Source organism: Pseudomonas sp. Marseille-Q5115 (assembly GCF_916618905.1).
GTDB classification, from domain to species: Bacteria; Pseudomonadota; Gammaproteobacteria; order Pseudomonadales; family Pseudomonadaceae; genus Aquipseudomonas; species Aquipseudomonas japonica_A.
In genome coordinates, this window is sequence record NZ_CAKAKI010000001.1 from 4,582,972 (window position 1) to 4,598,341 (window position 15,370).

At 60.0% G+C, this 15,370-nt stretch carries 13 protein-coding genes; 6 read left to right on the forward strand and 7 right to left on the reverse strand.

Annotated elements, in window-relative coordinates; genetic code table 11:
* The first annotated feature begins 37 nt into the window (after positions 1–37).
* The 3 genes from LG385_RS20890 (at position 38) to LG385_RS20900 (ending at position 4,156) form a co-directional block, all read left to right on the forward strand.
* A complete protein-coding gene (locus LG385_RS20890) occupies positions 38–2,923 on the forward strand; it encodes an EAL domain-containing protein (RefSeq protein WP_225775751.1) in 2,886 nt (961 codons plus the stop codon).
* 75 nt (positions 2,924–2,998) lie between these two features.
* Positions 2,999–3,865 carry a transcriptional regulator HexR gene (gene hexR, locus LG385_RS20895; protein ID WP_181111152.1) on the forward strand — a complete coding sequence of 289 codons (867 nt, stop codon included), beginning with the start codon at positions 2,999–3,001 and terminating at the stop codon, positions 3,863–3,865.
* A gap of 90 nt (positions 3,866–3,955) precedes the next feature.
* Positions 3,956–4,156 carry a PA3496 family putative envelope integrity protein gene (locus LG385_RS20900; protein ID WP_181111151.1) on the forward strand — a complete coding sequence of 67 codons (201 nt, stop codon included), beginning with the start codon at positions 3,956–3,958 and terminating at the stop codon, positions 4,154–4,156.
* On the opposite strand, the gene LG385_RS20905 is transcribed toward LG385_RS20900, so the two are convergent.
* Positions 4,119–5,060, reverse strand: a complete 942-nt coding sequence (locus tag LG385_RS20905) for a LysR family transcriptional regulator (protein WP_318781412.1) — start codon at positions 5,058–5,060, stop codon at positions 4,119–4,121. The genes LG385_RS20900 and LG385_RS20905 overlap by 38 nt on opposite strands.
* Before the next feature lie 162 nt (positions 5,061–5,222).
* On the opposite strand from LG385_RS20905, the gene LG385_RS20910 reads away from it, so the two are divergent.
* Together LG385_RS20910 and oadA are read left to right on the forward strand one after the other, a co-directional pair.
* Positions 5,223–6,638, forward strand: coding sequence for an acetyl-CoA carboxylase biotin carboxylase subunit (locus tag LG385_RS20910; protein ID WP_181111290.1), 1,416 nt, complete (start codon positions 5,223–5,225; stop codon positions 6,636–6,638).
* Positions 6,639–6,738: 100 nt separating this feature from the next.
* Positions 6,739–8,547: a sodium-extruding oxaloacetate decarboxylase subunit alpha gene (gene oadA / locus LG385_RS20915; protein WP_225775752.1), complete on the forward strand. Its 1,809-nt coding sequence runs from the start codon at positions 6,739–6,741 to the stop codon at positions 8,545–8,547.
* A 61-nt stretch (positions 8,548–8,608) separates the two neighbouring features.
* Here the strand turns inward: oadA and LG385_RS20920 are convergent, their stop codons facing one another.
* The 3 genes from LG385_RS20920 to LG385_RS20930 are packed head-to-tail and all read right to left on the reverse strand — an operon-like array spanning position 8,609 to position 10,388.
* On the reverse strand, positions 8,609–9,280 hold the full coding sequence (locus LG385_RS20920) for a GNAT family N-acetyltransferase (protein ID WP_181111148.1): 672 nt from the start codon (positions 9,278–9,280) through the stop codon (positions 8,609–8,611).
* An 8-nt stretch (positions 9,281–9,288) separates the two neighbouring features.
* Complete coding sequence (locus LG385_RS20925) at positions 9,289–9,735, reverse strand: GNAT family N-acetyltransferase (protein ID WP_225775753.1); 447 nt, start codon at positions 9,733–9,735, stop codon at positions 9,289–9,291.
* On the reverse strand, positions 9,732–10,388 hold the full coding sequence (locus LG385_RS20930; RefSeq protein ID WP_225775754.1) for an FMN-binding negative transcriptional regulator: 657 nt from the start codon (positions 10,386–10,388) through the stop codon (positions 9,732–9,734). The genes LG385_RS20925 and LG385_RS20930 overlap by 4 nt, the downstream gene beginning before the upstream one ends.
* A 93-nt stretch (positions 10,389–10,481) precedes the next feature.
* On the opposite strand from LG385_RS20930, the gene LG385_RS20935 reads away from it, so the two are divergent.
* Positions 10,482–12,023, forward strand: coding sequence for a PLP-dependent aminotransferase family protein (locus LG385_RS20935; RefSeq protein WP_225775755.1), 1,542 nt, complete (start codon positions 10,482–10,484; stop codon positions 12,021–12,023).
* A gap of 39 nt (positions 12,024–12,062) precedes the next feature.
* Here LG385_RS20935 and LG385_RS20940 read toward each other — a convergent pair whose 3' ends face one another.
* The 3 genes from LG385_RS20940 to LG385_RS20950 all read right to left on the reverse strand — a co-directional run bounded on the left by LG385_RS20940 (position 12,063) and on the right by LG385_RS20950 (position 15,344).
* The gene (locus LG385_RS20940; protein WP_225775756.1) at positions 12,063–13,163 is read right to left on the reverse strand and encodes a polyamine ABC transporter substrate-binding protein; all 1,101 of its coding nucleotides are present in this window, start codon (positions 13,161–13,163) and stop codon (positions 12,063–12,065) included.
* Positions 13,163–14,206, reverse strand: a complete 1,044-nt coding sequence (locus LG385_RS20945; RefSeq protein WP_225775757.1) for a histone deacetylase family protein — start codon at positions 14,204–14,206, stop codon at positions 13,163–13,165. The genes LG385_RS20940 and LG385_RS20945 overlap by 1 nt, the downstream gene beginning before the upstream one ends.
* 145 nt (positions 14,207–14,351) lie before the next feature.
* The gene (locus LG385_RS20950; RefSeq protein ID WP_225775758.1) at positions 14,352–15,344 is read right to left on the reverse strand and encodes an AraC family transcriptional regulator; all 993 of its coding nucleotides are present in this window, start codon (positions 15,342–15,344) and stop codon (positions 14,352–14,354) included.
* Positions 15,345–15,370: the final 26 nt, after the last annotated feature.

Here is a 15,370-nt window from a genome sequence, read left to right on the forward strand (position 1 = left end):
TGCCAGCATCCTTCAGGTCCGAACAAGAACAACGCTTATGGCCCTTGAAAACCGCTCTCCAGGGCGGGCCGTGCCTGCGCGGCAAGTGGCCGAAAACGACTTTTCGGCCAGCCTCACGGTAGAACGCACCCGCTTGCTGTACCAGGGATCACTGGTGCCTACGCTCTTGATGTTACTCACTGGGCTGGTGTGCTCCTGGATCCTCTGGTCGCCCGGTCATCATGTGCTGGTAAGTGCATGGCTCGGCTGGCTGATGACGCTGGTGACCCTGCGAGTAATCCAGGTGGCTGCGTTCGATGCCTCTATGCCCAACCGGCAGGCCGCGCCCATCTGGCGCCGGATGTTCTTGCTTGGGTCTGCGGCCAGTGGCCTGACGCTGGCCGGGCCCGCCATTCTGCTGGCCCCCTTCGACAGCTTCCTGCAACAAGCATGGATCTTCGGCCTGCTCGGTGCCGCGGCGCTGTCGGCAAGCATCGCTTATGCCGTCAGTTTTACGGCCTTTCTCAGCTTCGCCGTGCCATGCCTTGCGCCCCCGGTGATCTGGCTTTTCACGGTGGGCGGCGTACACCAGCGCGGCTGGGCCTGGTTAGGCCTGATGCTGTTGGCCTCGCTTTGCGTAGTCGCCTGGCAGGTGAACCGGCTGATAGAGCGCAGCCTGCTTCGTCGGTTCCAGAACCAGGCGCTGATCGCCAACCTGAGAGATGAACAAGCGGTCATTACTCGGCTTAATCGGGAAATGACCGAAGAAATGGAGCGACGCCGCGTTGCCGAGCAGGAATTGCGTGCGATCCAGGCTCATCTTGAGGAGCATGTGGCCCAGCGAAGCCACCAACTTGACCAGGCAAACCAGGCGTTGAGCAAGAGCCAGGCGCGTTTGGCGCTGGCCCTGGAAGCGAGCGAACTGGGCCTGTGGGACTGGGACTTGCGCACCGATGAGGTGCTGCATACCGAGCTGGAGCGGTTGTTTGGCATTGCGCAGCAGGATGTGCCGATCTTGCTCAAGCATTTGCGCCCGCGATTGCACCCTGACGATGTGCCGGTACTCAAGCGCACCTTGATCGCTCACCTTAAAGGGCGAACGGAGGACTACCGCGTTGAATACCGTATACGTCATAACGACGGCCGTTGGCTTTGGGTAGAAGACCGCGGCCGTGCGGTCGAGCGCACGCCAGGGGGCCGCGTATTGCGCATGCTGGGTACGCGACGGGATATCACCCGGTTGCGTGAACAGGAGGAACAACAGCGCTTGGCGGCGACCGTATTCGAAGCCATGAGCGAGGGGATTGTGGTGCTCGATCCGGAGTTTGTGGTGCTGGCCATCAACCAGGCCTTCACCCGCATAACCGGGTATCACGCTCCGGCTTGCGTCGGTAAGTTGTTGCTGGAGTTGCCCTGCAGCCGGGACCTGCGGCGCCAGTTCCCACAGATTCACCAGGCATTGCTGGAGCGAGGTGGCTGGCAAGGCGAGGTGGTCGAGGCCCGCCAGAACGGCGAGCTGTATCCGCAATGGTTGCAGGTAAGCGCTGTGCTTGATGAGCAAGGTGCCCTCAGCCGTGTGGTTGTGTTCTGCTCCGACCTCACCTCCAGGCGTGCTTCCGAAGAGCGCCTGCATTACCTTTCCTATCACGACGAACTTACTGGCCTGGGCAACCGAGGGCTGTTCCGGCAGCGATTGCACGATGCCTGCCAGCGGCTGAGGCATAACGGCCGCAGCCTGGCGCTGCTGCACATTGACCTGGACCGATTCAAGCTGCTCAACGACAGCTTCGGGCACGACGCGGCCGACCAGGTGCTGCGTCAGATCGCCAAGCGGATCGGCGCTGCGTTACCGGAAGCCGACACCGTGGCAAGGCTGGCAGGGGACGAGTTTGCGGTGTTGTTCGACGCCTACACCAGCTTGTCGAGCCTTATACGCGTCACTACACGTCTGCTGGAAAAGATCCGCGCCCCGGTGCGCCTGGATGGTCACGAACTCACCCTTACGGCCTCTATCGGTATCAGCCTGTTGCCGGATACGGCACGTGAAGGCCCGATCCTGTTGAATCAAGCGGATATGGCCCTGCAGCAGGCGAAGCGCCTGGGCGGGGATCGCTTTCACTTCTTTACCGAGCCGATGCAGGCCGATGCCCATGACCGCTTGCAGTTGGAGCACCAGTTGCGCCGTGCGCTGGCATTGAATCAACTGGAGGTGTTCTACCAGCCCAAGTTGAACCTGAGCACCGAAGCGTTGGGCGGTGTGGAGGCACTGGTACGCTGGCGTCATCCCCAGCGAGGGCTTATAGGCCCAAGCGCGTTCATCGAACTGGCAGAGGAAACTGGCCTGATCACGGCCATAGGCGAGTTTGTGTTACGGACCGCTTGCCGTCAGGCCCGCGAATGGCAGCGTCACGGTCTGGGCGACTTGAGGGTATCGGTGAACCTCTCCGGGCAGCAATTACGCTACGGGAACCTGGTAAGCCTGATCCGCCAGGTGTTGGCTGAAAGCGGGCTGGCGCCTACGCTACTCGAACTCGAACTGACAGAAAGCCAGTGGCTGGACAATGTCAGTGCCATTCATGCCACCTTCGCCCAGCTGAGGCAGCTTGGGGTCAAGCTGGCCATTGATGATTTTGGCACCGGTTATTCCGCCCTTAGTTATCTCAAACGCCTGCCCGTGGACTTTGTGAAGCTTGATCAGGCGTTTGTGCGTGAACTGGAAGATAGCACTGCCGACGCCACCATCACTCAAGCGGTGATCACCATGGCCCATGGGCTTGGCTTGAAGGTGACTGCCGAGGGCGTCGAAACGGCGGGCCAGCTGCGCGTGCTCAAAGGGCAGGGCTGCGATGAAGTGCAAGGCTATCTGATTGGCCGACCGGTACCGGCCGTGGAGTTCCAACAGTGGCTTGCCGTGCGTGGCAACGAGGGCGTTCCCCTTGTTTGACTGGGCCTGCGACCAGCCATGTAGTATAACTACAAAAAACCGTGGCCCAGCCCGACACCAAATGAGTCCTCTCTCTTGAACCTTCTGCAACACATTGCCCAATCCCGCCATCTGCTGCGCAAGTCGGAGCTGAAGGTTGCCGATCACGTGCTTCTCGACCCGGCGGCCGTCATGCATAGCTCCATGGCAGACCTGGCCCACAACGTGGGCATCAGCGAGCCGACCATCGTGCGGTTCTGCCGGGCCATTGGCTGCACAGGGTTCCAGGACCTCAAGCTCAAGCTGGCTCAAAGCCTGGCTGCGGGGGCAAGCTTCGGCCAGTTCGCGATTCACGAAGACGATTCGGTCGCCGATTTCAGCCTGAAGATCTTTGATACCACGCTGCACACCCTGATGGAGGTCCGCGAGCACCTGGACGCCCAGGCTCTGCAGCGAGCGGTAACGGCCATGGCACAGGCGCGGCGGGTCGAGTTTTACGGGTTTGGGGCGTCCGGGGCGGTAGCGGCCGATGCTCAGCACAAGTTCTTCCGCCTCCTGCTTACCGCTGCGGCGTATTCAGACCCGCACATGCAGGCCATGTCGGCGGTGACCTTGCAGCCTGGCGATGTTGCAGTGTGCATTTCCCAGTCGGGCCGGTCCAAAGACCTGCTGATCACCGCCAACCTGGTTCGCGAAACCGGTGCCTCGCTGATTACGCTCTGCCCGAGCCAAACCCCGCTGGCCGAGCTGTCTACGGTCAACCTGGCGATCGATGTGCACGAGGATACCGAGATCTACACTCCGCTCACCTCGCGCATCGCACACCTGGTGGTTATCGATGTATTGGCGATGGGTGTGGCCATGGCCCGTGGCCCAACGCTGGTGAATCACCTCAAGAGTGTGAAGCGCAGCTTGCGCAGCCTTCGCTTGTCGCCCAAGTCGATCAAGCACCCTGACGAATAGTCGCTGTAACCTCGACGTCACTCGCCTGCCGTCAAAACTTAACGCACCACCGCCATGCTGTAGCTCCCTTGAACCGATAGGAGAGGCATCATGGCGCGTTCCTATGAAGGCTCCACCAACAGCAAGACCCGCCGCCAGGAAGAAGACGCACGGCGGATGGCGTTTCGCCGTGCCATTGAAAGCCGCATCGACGAGCGACGTCTACTGGCCGACACCCTCGATTACCCTGAGCTGTACGCTTGGAAAGCCGGCGTCATGGACAATGCACAAAGCGTTCAGCCAAGCTACTGAGCTGCGCGCGCTCCTCTCGGATAAACGCCAGGAATGCCGCAGCCACGGGTGACGGGCGCCTGGCTTTCGCCCGTACCAGGCACCAGCTTCGCCGCAAGGGCAGCTCGGCCACAGCCAATTCTCGTAGCGCCCCACTGCGCAGCTCACCGATCACCGCATGGCGGCTCAACAGCGCTACCCCAAGGCCCGCTACCACGGCTTCTTTCTGGGCTTCGGCCGACCCTACTTCCAGTGTCTGGCCAAAATGCACCCGCTTTTCCTTAAAGAACACCTCGCAAGCCATGCGTGTTCCCGAGCCCGCTTCACGGATGAGCAGCGGCCATGGCTCGAGCGCCTGAAGGCGCAACGTCCTTTCTTGAGCCAGCGGATGGCCGACAGGTGCAACGGCAATGATGTCATTGGTAAGAAACGGCAAAAACTCGAGGTCCATGTCCTGGGGCACCATGGACATGATCAGCAGGTCATCGCGATTGTCGGATAACCGCCGCAACGCCTGCGCCCGGTTGACTACGCTTAGCACAAGGCTCACTTCCGGATGCTTTCGCTTGAAGGCTGCGAACAAGTGCGGAAGGAAATATTTGGCGCTGGATTCTACTGCCAGCTTCAGTTGGCCCTGCAGCGAACCTTGAAGGTCGGAAAGCTGCATGTCGAAGCTTTCCAGCCGGCCGAAGATGTCCCGGCTCGCACCTTGTAGCGCTTCAGCGGCCTCGGTGAGGTAAAGCTTCTTGCCCACGTAATCAAACAAAGGCTGGCCGATCACTTCCTCCAGCTGGCGGATCTGCAGGCTCACTGCTGGCTGAGTGAGCGACATTTCCTCGGCTGCTCGGCTGAAAGACCGAAGGTCACACACTTCATTGAATACCCGAAGCTGGCGCAGGGTGATTCGCATCAGGGATTTACGCACGCATCGCTCCGAAGCCCAGCAAAGCGTCAAATATAAGCTTTACCTGATGGGTGGCCCAACAAACTCTAATTATTATTTATCGTTACTGCCGGTTAGGGTGAAAAGGTGCCTGCTCAAGCCGTGAGGCATTGCGTGCCGCCCATGCTGGACGAGGGAAACAACGTGATAAAAAAGATCCTCATCGCTAACCGAGGCGAGATTGCAGTTCGTATCGTGCGCGCTTGCGCCGAGATGGGCATTCGTTCGGTTGCGATCTACTCCGACGCCGATCGCCATGCGTTGCATGTAAAGCGGGCAGACGAGGCGCACAACATTGGTGCCGAGCCCTTGGCGGGCTATCTCAACCCGCGCAAGCTGGTGAACCTGGCAGTGGAGACGGGTTGTGACGCCTTGCACCCCGGGTATGGTTTCCTGTCCGAAAACGCAGAGCTCGCGGAAATCTGCGCCCAGCGTGGGGTGAAATTCATCGGCCCCTCGGCTGATGTGATCCGTCGCATGGGTGACAAGACCGAAGCCCGCCGCACCATGATTGCCGCCGGGGTGCCGGTTACGCCGGGTACCGAAGGCAACGTGGCGGACATTGCCGAAGCCCTGCGCGAAGGCGACCGGATCGGTTACCCGGTAATGCTCAAGGCAACGTCAGGCGGTGGCGGGCGGGGTATTCGTCGCTGCAACAGCCGTGAGGAGCTCGAGCAGGCGTTCCCGCGGGTGATCTCAGAGGCCACCAAGGCGTTTGGCTCGGCTGAAGTGTTTCTCGAAAAATGCATCGTCAATCCCAAGCACATCGAAGCCCAGGTGCTCGGTGACAGCAGCGGCAACGTGGTGCACCTGTTCGAGCGCGATTGCTCGATACAGCGGCGCAACCAGAAGCTGATCGAAATTGCTCCCAGCCCCCAGCTCACTCCGGAGCAGCGCGCCTACATTGGCGACCTGGCCGTGCGCGCGGCCAAGGCCGTCAATTACGAAAATGCGGGTACCGTGGAGTTTCTGCTCGCCGAGGGCGAGGTGTACTTCATGGAGATGAACACCCGGGTGCAGGTAGAACACACCATTACCGAAGAGATCACCGGGCTGGACATCGTTCGGGAGCAGATTCGCATCGCTTCCGGGCTGCCGTTGTCGGTAAAGCAAGAAGATATCCAGCACCGCGGTTTCGCCTTGCAGTTCCGGATCAACGCCGAAGATCCGAAGAACAACTTCCTGCCGAGCTTCGGCAAGATCACCCGGTATTACGCGCCTGGTGGGCCAGGCGTACGCACCGATACGGCTATTTATACGGGCTACACCATTCCGCCTTTCTACGACTCCATGTGCCTGAAGCTGGTGGTGTGGGCGCTCACTTGGGAAGAAGCCCTGGACCGGGGGCTGCGCGCCCTCGATGACATGCGCGTGCAAGGTGTGAAAACCACGGCGGCGTATTACCAAGAGATTTTGCGTAACGCGGAATTCCGTAGCGGGCAGTTCAATACCAGCTTCGTGGAAAGCCACCCGGAGCTCACGCACTACTCGATCAAGCGTAAACCCGAAGAGTTGGCCCTGGCCATCGCCGCCGCCATCGCCGCCCACGCCGGGCTATGAATCGTAGCGGCAAGCGGCAAGTTTAACGCTACAAGTCAAACCACATCGGCTTTCACTTGCAGCTTACGGCTTGAAGCTTGCGGCACAAGGAGCTTTTGATATGCCCAAGAAGATCTTCGTTACCGACACCGTGCTACGCGATGCTCATCAGTCCCTGCTGGCTACCCGCATGCGTACCGAAGACATGCTGCCGATCTGCGACAAACTCGACAAGGTCGGGTATTGGTCGCTGGAAGTCTGGGGCGGTGCCACCTTCGACGCCTGTGTGCGCTTCCTCAAGGAAGACCCTTGGGAGCGCCTGCGCCAGCTGCGCGCAGCCCTGCCCAACACGCGCCTGCAAATGCTGTTGCGCGGCCAGAACCTGCTGGGCTATCGCCATTACAGCGACGACGTGGTGCAAGCTTTCGTCGCTCGCGCCGCCAGCAATGGTATCGACGTATTCCGTATCTTCGATGCGATGAACGACATTCGAAACCTGCGCGTTGCCATCGAGGCCGTGAAAAGCGCTGGCAAACACGCTCAGGGCACCCTCGCCTACACCACCAGCCCCGTGCATACGGTGCAGGCATTCGTGGAGCAGGCCAAACAGATGGAAGCCATGGGGTGCGACTCCATCGCCATCAAGGACATGGCCGGGCTGCTTACCCCGCACGCCACGGGTGAACTGGTACGGGCATTGAAGGCCGAGCAAAGCCTGCCCGTGTTCATTCATTCCCACGACACCGCCGGGCTGGCGGCGATGTGTCAGCTCAAGGCCGTGGAAAACGGCGCCGACCATATCGACACCGCGATTTCGAGCCTTGCCTGGGGTACCAGCCATCCGGGTACCGAATCCATGGTAGCCGCGCTGAAGGGCACCGAATACGACACCGGCTTGGACCTGGAGCTGCTTCAGGAGATCGGCCTGTATTTCTATGCCGTGCGCAAGAAGTACCACCAGTTCGAAAGCGAATTCACTTCGGTGGATACGCGTGTGCAAGTGAACCAGGTGCCTGGCGGCATGATTTCCAACCTGGCGAACCAGCTCAAGGAGCAGGGCGCACTCAACCGCATGAACGAGGTATTGGCCGAAATCCCGCGGGTTCGCGAAGACCTGGGTTTCCCTCCGTTGGTAACCCCGACCTCACAGATCGTGGGTACCCAGGCGTTCTTCAACGTGCTGGCAGGCGAACGCTACAAAACCATTACCAATGAAGTGAAGCTGTACCTTCAGGGAGGCTATGGCAAGGCGCCGGGAACGGTAAGTGAAACCTTGCGCCGGCAGGCCATCGGCAGCGAAGACGTGATTGATGTCCGCCCCGCTGACTTGCTCAAGCCAGAAATGGACAAGCTGCGCGGTGATATCGGCGAGGTAGCGCAAAGTGAAGAAGACGTGCTCACCTTCGCCATGTTCCCGGACATCGGCCGCAAGTTCCTCGAGGAGCGCAACGCCGGCACTCTCAAACCCGAAGCCCTCCTGCCCGTGCCAGAAGCCGGCGCGGTGGCTTCCGTACAGGGCGAGGGTGTACCGACCGAGTTCGTTATCGATGTGCATGGCGAAACCTACCGCGTAGACATCACCGGTGTAGGCGTGAAGGCTGAAGGCAAGCGTCACTTCTACCTGAGCATTGATGGCATGCCTGAAGAAGTGGTGTTCGAGCCGCTCAACGAGTTCGTCGGTAGCGGCATCGGCAAGCGCAAGCAGGCCAGTGCCCCCGGCGATGTAACCACCACCATGCCCGGAAATATCGTGGAGGTACTGGTCAAGGAAGGCGACCAGGTCAAGGCGGGGCAAGCGGTGATGATCACCGAAGCCATGAAGATGGAAACCGAAATTCAGGCGCCCATCGCCGGCACGGTGAAGACCATTCATGTCGCCAAGGGCGATCGCGTTACCCCTGGCGAAGTATTGATCGAGATCGAAGACTGAATCGAGACGGTTAACCTCTGGGGGCTTCGGCCCCCTTTTTTTGTCAGCCGTCTACCAGGCTTTACCCGCGCAGCGCTTCCAGGGTTTTCACCTGCTTGCCATCCTGGAAATTCTCCGGCGCCAGCCAGGCCCGGAAGGCCTCTTCAGCAGCGGGCCATTGTGAGTCCAGCATGGAGAACCAGGCGGTGTCGCGGTTGTGGTTCTTCACCACCATATGCTGGCGGAATACCCCCTCCGGCGTGAACCCGAAGCGGGCAGCCGCGCGGCGCGACCGTTCGTTGCGGTTGTCGCATTTCCATTCAACCCGACGGTACCCTGCCGCGAATACTTGCCGCGCCAGCAGGTAGATCGCTTCGGTGCCCTTGGGGGTGCGCTGCATAGGAGCGCCGAACGCTACATGGCCGATTTCGATACGGCCATGGGCGGGGACGATGGACATCAGGCTCAATACGCCCTCGGCCTTGCCCGTGTGCTTGTCGACCACACAGAACCCCAGCGGATCGTTGCTGATGGCATAGCCGTCGAGCCAGATGTCGAAGGTTTCTCGGTTATTGAAAGGGCCATACGGGAGGAAGTCCCAGAACAGCGGGTCGGCTTCGGGGCCCTGCAACACTTCCCACAGGTCTTCGCTGTGGCGCGCGGGCACCAACTTTTCGAGGCGGATGTATTCCCCTTCGATGGTTTCAGCGACCGGTGCCTTCACCGGTTTCCAGATCATTGCGGGGGTTACCATGACGGCTCCTAAAGGGGTTTGCGGAATTGGATAAAGCCCGGCCGCTCCGCGATACGTTCGTACAAGGCGATGGCGGTGGCGTTGGTTTCGTGGGTCAGCCAGTGAACCTTGGTACAGCCGGCGCCCCTGGCCTGGGCATAGACGTGCTCGATCAACTGGCGGCCAACTCCAAGGCCGCGTTGGCTCTCGTCGACGATTAGATCCTGCAAGTAGCAAGAGTTCTCGATCGTCCAGCAGGAGCGGTGAAAGATCCAATGCACCATGCCTACCGCCTGCCCATCGCACCAGGCGAGCGCCGCGTTGATGGGTTCATTTGGGTCGAGTATCCGCTGCCAGGTCACTTCAGTGACTGCGTGCGGAATGTCCACACCATAGAAAGCCTGGTAAGCCTTCCACAGCGGTAGCCAGTTGCCTTGATCGTGTGCCTGAACGGAGCGGATTTCAATAGCCTTCATGGGGTATCTCTTGTTGGTTGAACGATAGGGTCCGCGCCCATGGCGCTTGCCAAGGCTCGATCACTTGAGTGCGTACTGGCCGCCAGCGCGTCTCTTACCCCTTGTACGTCGGCTGCGCTTCGGTTCTGGCTGAGCTTTCGCTTGCCCTCGATGTGCTCGATCGCAATGGAAAAGCCGACGATAGCGGTGAGCATTTTCTGGATGTAAGCCGGGGGGGCATCGCTGATCGACCAAGGCTCGGCGCGCTGCGCCTCATGCCGCTGGGTGAGCGCCTCAACCACGGCATGCAACTGTTCGGGGTCATGGAAGATGAATGGCGTGCCGCGTACCTGCACAGAGATGTAATTCCAGGTAGGCACCACGCTGGGGTTATCTGCTTTGCTGGGATAGAACCCCGGGCTTACATAGGCATCTGGGCCGCTGAACACCACGAGCGCAGGCGTACCTTCGGCGAGGTCATGCCATTGCAAGTTGGCTTTGGCCAGGTGCCCATGCAGCGTGGCCTGATCCCCCTCGCGCTTGAGCAACAGCGGCACATGGCTGGCTTGCAGGCCTTCGCTGCCGTGGGTAATCAGCAGCGCCAGGCCGCAGTCACTGATCTGCGCCAGCAAGCGGTCTACGTCTGATTCCCTGAACGCAGTAGGGTTGTACATGGCGGTTTCCTCGGAAGGGACATGCGCTATGCTACGTATCCTATTGGCCCGCTATAAGATCCATTAACTGCAATATTCAAGGGTCCAATCCACGTGAACTCTCCGTTACCCTTCGATCCCTGCGGCCTTGAATTCTCCAAGGGGCAGGGCCTGGTTCGCCAGTTATATGAGCAACTGCGTGAGCGAGTGCTTGATGGACGGTTGAGCGGTGGCGTTCGCTTACCGGCGAGCCGAGACCTCGCAAGGGTATTGGGGCTATCCCGAAACACTGTGATGCGCGCCTATGAACAGCTAACGGTTGAGGGATTTACCGAAGCCCGCGTAGGTGACGGCACGTATGTGACTGTCACCCCAACGGCACAGCAAAACAGTTCGTCGCCAGTGCGTTCATCCACAGAGTTATCAACAGGAAATGCCCCTAGGTTAACCACAGGTTTATCCACAGAAACTACTGTATTTGCATCCAGTTTCGCACCGCTTACAGCGGCATTTTCCTCGGCATTGGCCGATGGCCTGGCAATGCCGAAAAAGGGGCCGCCACGTGCGTTTCAAGTAGGTATTCCTGCATTCGACCTATTTCCTTTCGAGGTTTGGGGCAAGCTTTACAGCGCCTTTTGGCGCAACCCCGACCTCAGTGCCTTCACCTACCAAGATCCCGCAGGGGAAGAGGCGCTGCGCGACCGAGTCGCTGCTTATCTACGCAGTTCCCGCGGCTTGAGTTGTACTGCTGATCAGATAGTAATCACCTGTGGGGCACAGCAAGGGATAAGCCTTTGTGCACAGCTGCTTCTGGAGCCAGGAGATTACGCTGCGGTGGAGAACCCGGGTTACCGGGCAGCAGGCCATGCGCTAGCCAGTGCCGGAGCACACCTCGTAGGTATTGATGTGGACAGTGAGGGTCTGAGTGCACAGGCGCTGAACCAGGCGCCACCTTGCAAAGTGGCTTATGTAACTCCCGCCCACCAGTACCCAACCGGAGTGACCATGAGCCTGCCGCGACGCTTGCAGCTGCTGGAATGGGCCCGGCGAACCGGCGGCTGGATCATTGAAGACGATTATGACGGTGAGTATCGCTACAGCGGTGCACCCTTGGCCCCGTTGGCTGCGCTGGACCCCGACGGCAGGGTCATTTACGTAGGTACATTCGGCAAGGTCGCATTCCCCGCGCTACGGCTGGGGTACCTTGTTCTACCTCCTGGGCTGGCGCTTGCATTCGCCAGGCGTCGCGCCGTGGATATCCGGCATTCCGAAGTGGCCAGCCAGTGGGTAATGACGCAGTTCATCCTCCGGGGGCACTTTCAAAGGCACATCCGCCGGATGCGCAAGGCAGCGCTTGGCCGACGCAATGCGCTATTAAGCGCGTGGCCCCCGTGTATTCCAGGCTGCAGCCCCATGCCGGCAGTCAGCGCGGGGCTGCATGTGAAAGTGGACGTGAGCACGGCTGATCGAGAAGCCGAACTGGTGCAGTTGGCAGCTGATGCGGCTGTGGATATCCAGCCGTTGTCCAGCTACTGGTTGCCCAGCTCCGACACGCCTATGGATAAGCGCGCCGGGCTGGTGCTGGGTTTTGCAGGTATCAATGAACACGCTATCCGCGCAGCGGTGTCCCGGTTGAAAACGGCATGGCGAATATAACCCTGGCTTGCCGCGCTCGGGCGGCAAGCCAGAAAGCGATCAACTGCCCGATTTGATGCGTGTCCAGGAACGCGTACGCAGGCGCTCGCCTTCTCGGTCCATTGGTTTAAGGGTATACAACTTGGCCATCGCCTCCTCGGTCGGGTAGAGATTAGGGTTGGCCCTGATGGCCGGGTCAACCTTGTCGGTGGCGTCCTTGTTGGGGTTCGGATAGCCCACGAAATCGCTGATCGGTGCGATCACTTCAGGGCGCAGCAAGTAGTTGATGAAGGCATGCGCGTCTGTGGGGTTGGCGGCGTCCGCCGGTATTGCCAGCATGTCGAACCAGATAGGGGCACCTTCCTTCGGCAGGCGCATGTCCACTTTTACGCCGTTCTTGGCCTCCTTGGCACGGTTGGCCGCTTGGGAGAAGCTGCCTGAGTAGCCGACGGCGACGCAAATGTCCCCGTTCGCCATATCTGCCATGTACTTGGAAGAGTGGAAATAGGTGATGTAAGGCTTGAGCTTCACCATCAATGCCTCGGCCTTCTTGTAGTCCTCCGCTTTGCTGCTGTTGGGGTCAAGCCCCAGGTGCTGCAATGCCAACGGCATGATCTCGGAAGGGGAATCCAGGAAGGCAACGCCGCAGCCATGCAGCTTTTTGAGGTTGGCTTCGTTGAACACCAGGTCCCAGCTGTCCACTGGCGCGTTGTCACCGAGCGCAGCCTTCACCTTGTCCGGGTTGAAGCCGATCAGGATCGTTCCATACATGTAAGGCACAGCGTATTTATTGCCCGGGTCATTGGCCTCGAGCAACTTCATCAGCTTGGGGTCCAGGTGCTGCCAGTTGCTCAATTTCGAGCGATCCAGCGGTTGGAATACCCCTGCCTGGATCTGCTTGGCCAGGAACACATTGGACGGAACGACCAGGTCGTAGCCGGACTTGCCCGCCAGCAACTTGGCTTCCAGCGCTTCGTTGGTGTCGAAGATGTCGTACACCAGTTTCACGCTGGCGTCTTTCTGGAAGTTGGTCAGCGTTTCGGGGGTGATGTAATCGAACCAGTTGTACACCTTCAATGTACGAGGCTCATCGGCCTGGGCCTGGCTGATCAGCCCAAAGGCGCATAGCGCGGGCAACAGCAGTCGCTTGAATGGGGTCATTATCGAGCTTCCTTGATGGCGCGTTCAAAACCTTCCAGCACGTTCACTGCGTTGATGCCGATTTCCTCGACGGCGTACCCGCCTTCCATCACAAACAGCGTAGGCCTGCCCAGGCGGGCGATGCGCTCGCCCATCAACAGATAGTCAGGGCTATCGAGCTTGAACTGAGAGATCGGGTCTTCCTTGAAGGTATCTACACCGAGTGATACCACCACTACGTCTGCGTCATAGCCATCAATTTCTCCACAGGCTTGATCCAACGCAGCGGCCCAGTCATTCCAACCGCTGCCAGCCGGCAACGGGTAGTTGAAGTTGAGGCCTTCGCCAGCGCCTTCCCCGGTTTCGTCGGCATAACCGAGGAAGAATGGGAATTCTGCGGTCGGATCGCCATGGATCGATGCGAACAGCACATCGCTGCGCTCATAGAAAATGGATTGGGTACCGTTGCCGTGGTGGTAGTCCACATCAAGGATCGCCACACGCGCCCGGCCTTGATCCAGAAACGCCTGTGCAGCAATAGCCGCATTGTTCAGGTAGCAATAGCCGCCCATGAGCTCGGCGGCGGCATGGTGCCCCGGTGGCCGGCACAACGAAAACGCGCTATGGGCGCCTTGTTGGATATCGGCGACGCCACTCAAGGCGACTTGCGCGGCGCTATAGGCGGCTTGCCAGGTACCGGCGGTAATGGGGGCGCCGCCATCGAAACTGTAGTACCCCAGCTCGCCGTGCAGGCTGGTGGGTTTTACCTGCCGCAGGGTGCGCGCCGGCCAGGTATAGGGAAGCAGGTCACCGTCCTGGCCCATTGTGGCCCACCGGTCCCAAGCGCCTTTGAAGAACGCGAGATACGCTTCGCTGTGTACTCGCTGCAACGGTGCCATCCCGAAGTCTTCGGGCGGCAGTACCTCGCCCAACTGCTGATGTTGTACACGGGCCAGCACGTGGTCGGCGCGTGAAGGCATCTCGAAGCAGGGCATCAGCTTTCCGTCGATCAGTTCACACCGACCGTGGTGCAAACGATGATCATCCGAATAGTAAGTACGCATATTGTTGTTCTCCACAGGCTGTTTACCGTGCCCCATTCTTGAGCCGTGCGCAGGGCGGCGGGAACGGCAGGAGTGGCCAAAAGGGGATAAATGTGGCCACAGAGGGTGTCCGTATTTCGCCCCTCCATAGGGCGGCGCGCACCATTCAGGCGCGGAATGCACTTGGAGAAACGCCACTCCAGCGGATGAAGGCGTGGCGAAAGCTCGCGGTTTCGCTGAACCCTAACTGTTCTGCGATCCGGTATACGGGAAGTCGCGCTTCTACCAGCAGATGTTTCGCCTGCTCGAAACGCAGGTCGTCGAGCAGGTCCTGGTAACTGCTGCCTACATCCTGCAAGCGGCGGCGGAGCGTGCGCCCTGAGCACTTCATCTGGCGTGCCAGCCCTTCCAGCCCAGGCGGCGCGTGCAGTTGCCGGGCAAGCGCCTGGCGGATGCGCCCCAGCCAGGCTTGGCGGCCGGTAAATTCTGAATTCTGCCGTCGACAGCGCTCTGCCATGGCACCGTGGGTAACCGCGTCGGCCAAGGGCAAAGGCTTGGCCAGCCATTCACGCTCGAAGGCAAAAGCGTTGTCTGTACACCCGAAGCGTAGCGGGCAATTGAACGCTTGCTGGTAATCATCAGCGTAGTGGGGCAGGGCGTGGCTGAAGCGGGCCTCTTTCAGGGGAAGCGGTTGGCCGAGCACGTCATTGCAGATCACCCGTAGCGAGGCCATGCACAGTTCAGCGTTGAAGATCGCGAGCGCGGGGCGGTCGGTATAGTTCGAGGCGCGCAGCCACACCAGGTCACCGTCTTCCTCCAGGCGTAACTCGAACAGCGTTCCGAGTAACGCGGGGTAGCGCAGCGCAAATGTAAGGGCGTCACCGAAAGTGGCACTTAGTAGCAGGGCGTAACCCAGCATGCCGTAGGATGACACGTGCATCCGGGCTCCCAACTCCAGCCCGATGTTGTCCCGCAGGCCATAGGCGTTGGCGCAGACCTGCATCTCCTGTGCGGTGGTGATGTGCAGGTCGGGCCGTGCCAGGTCGGCTTCTTCGATACCGCTTCCCGAGAGCAGTGCTGGCGTGCCGATGCCCTCGGCGCGGAAGGTATCCAGGATCAGCGATACGGCGTTTAGCGTGGTGAGGTGACTGTGCAGCATGTGGGCGCCTCCAAAGTTGCCGGAGG

Coding starts and splice junctions, on each gene's coding strand:
- LG385_RS20890 (WP_225775751.1), top strand. CDS start 38: ATGGCCCTTGAAAACCGCTCTCCAGGGCGGGCCGTGCCTGCGCGGCAA.
- LG385_RS20900 (WP_181111151.1), top strand. CDS start 3,956: ATGGCGCGTTCCTATGAAGGCTCCACCAACAGCAAGACCCGCCGCCAG.
- oadA (WP_225775752.1), top strand. CDS start 6,739: ATGCCCAAGAAGATCTTCGTTACCGACACCGTGCTACGCGATGCTCAT.
- LG385_RS20920 (WP_181111148.1), bottom strand. CDS start 9,280: ATGGTAACCCCCGCAATGATCTGGAAACCGGTGAAGGCACCGGTCGCT.
- LG385_RS20925 (WP_225775753.1), bottom strand. CDS start 9,735: ATGAAGGCTATTGAAATCCGCTCCGTTCAGGCACACGATCAAGGCAAC.
- LG385_RS20930 (WP_225775754.1), bottom strand. CDS start 10,388: ATGTACAACCCTACTGCGTTCAGGGAATCAGACGTAGACCGCTTGCTG.
- LG385_RS20940 (WP_225775756.1), bottom strand. CDS start 13,163: ATGACCCCATTCAAGCGACTGCTGTTGCCCGCGCTATGCGCCTTTGGG.
- LG385_RS20945 (WP_225775757.1), bottom strand. CDS start 14,206: ATGCGTACTTACTATTCGGATGATCATCGTTTGCACCACGGTCGGTGT.
- LG385_RS20950 (WP_225775758.1), bottom strand. CDS start 15,344: ATGCTGCACAGTCACCTCACCACGCTAAACGCCGTATCGCTGATCCTG.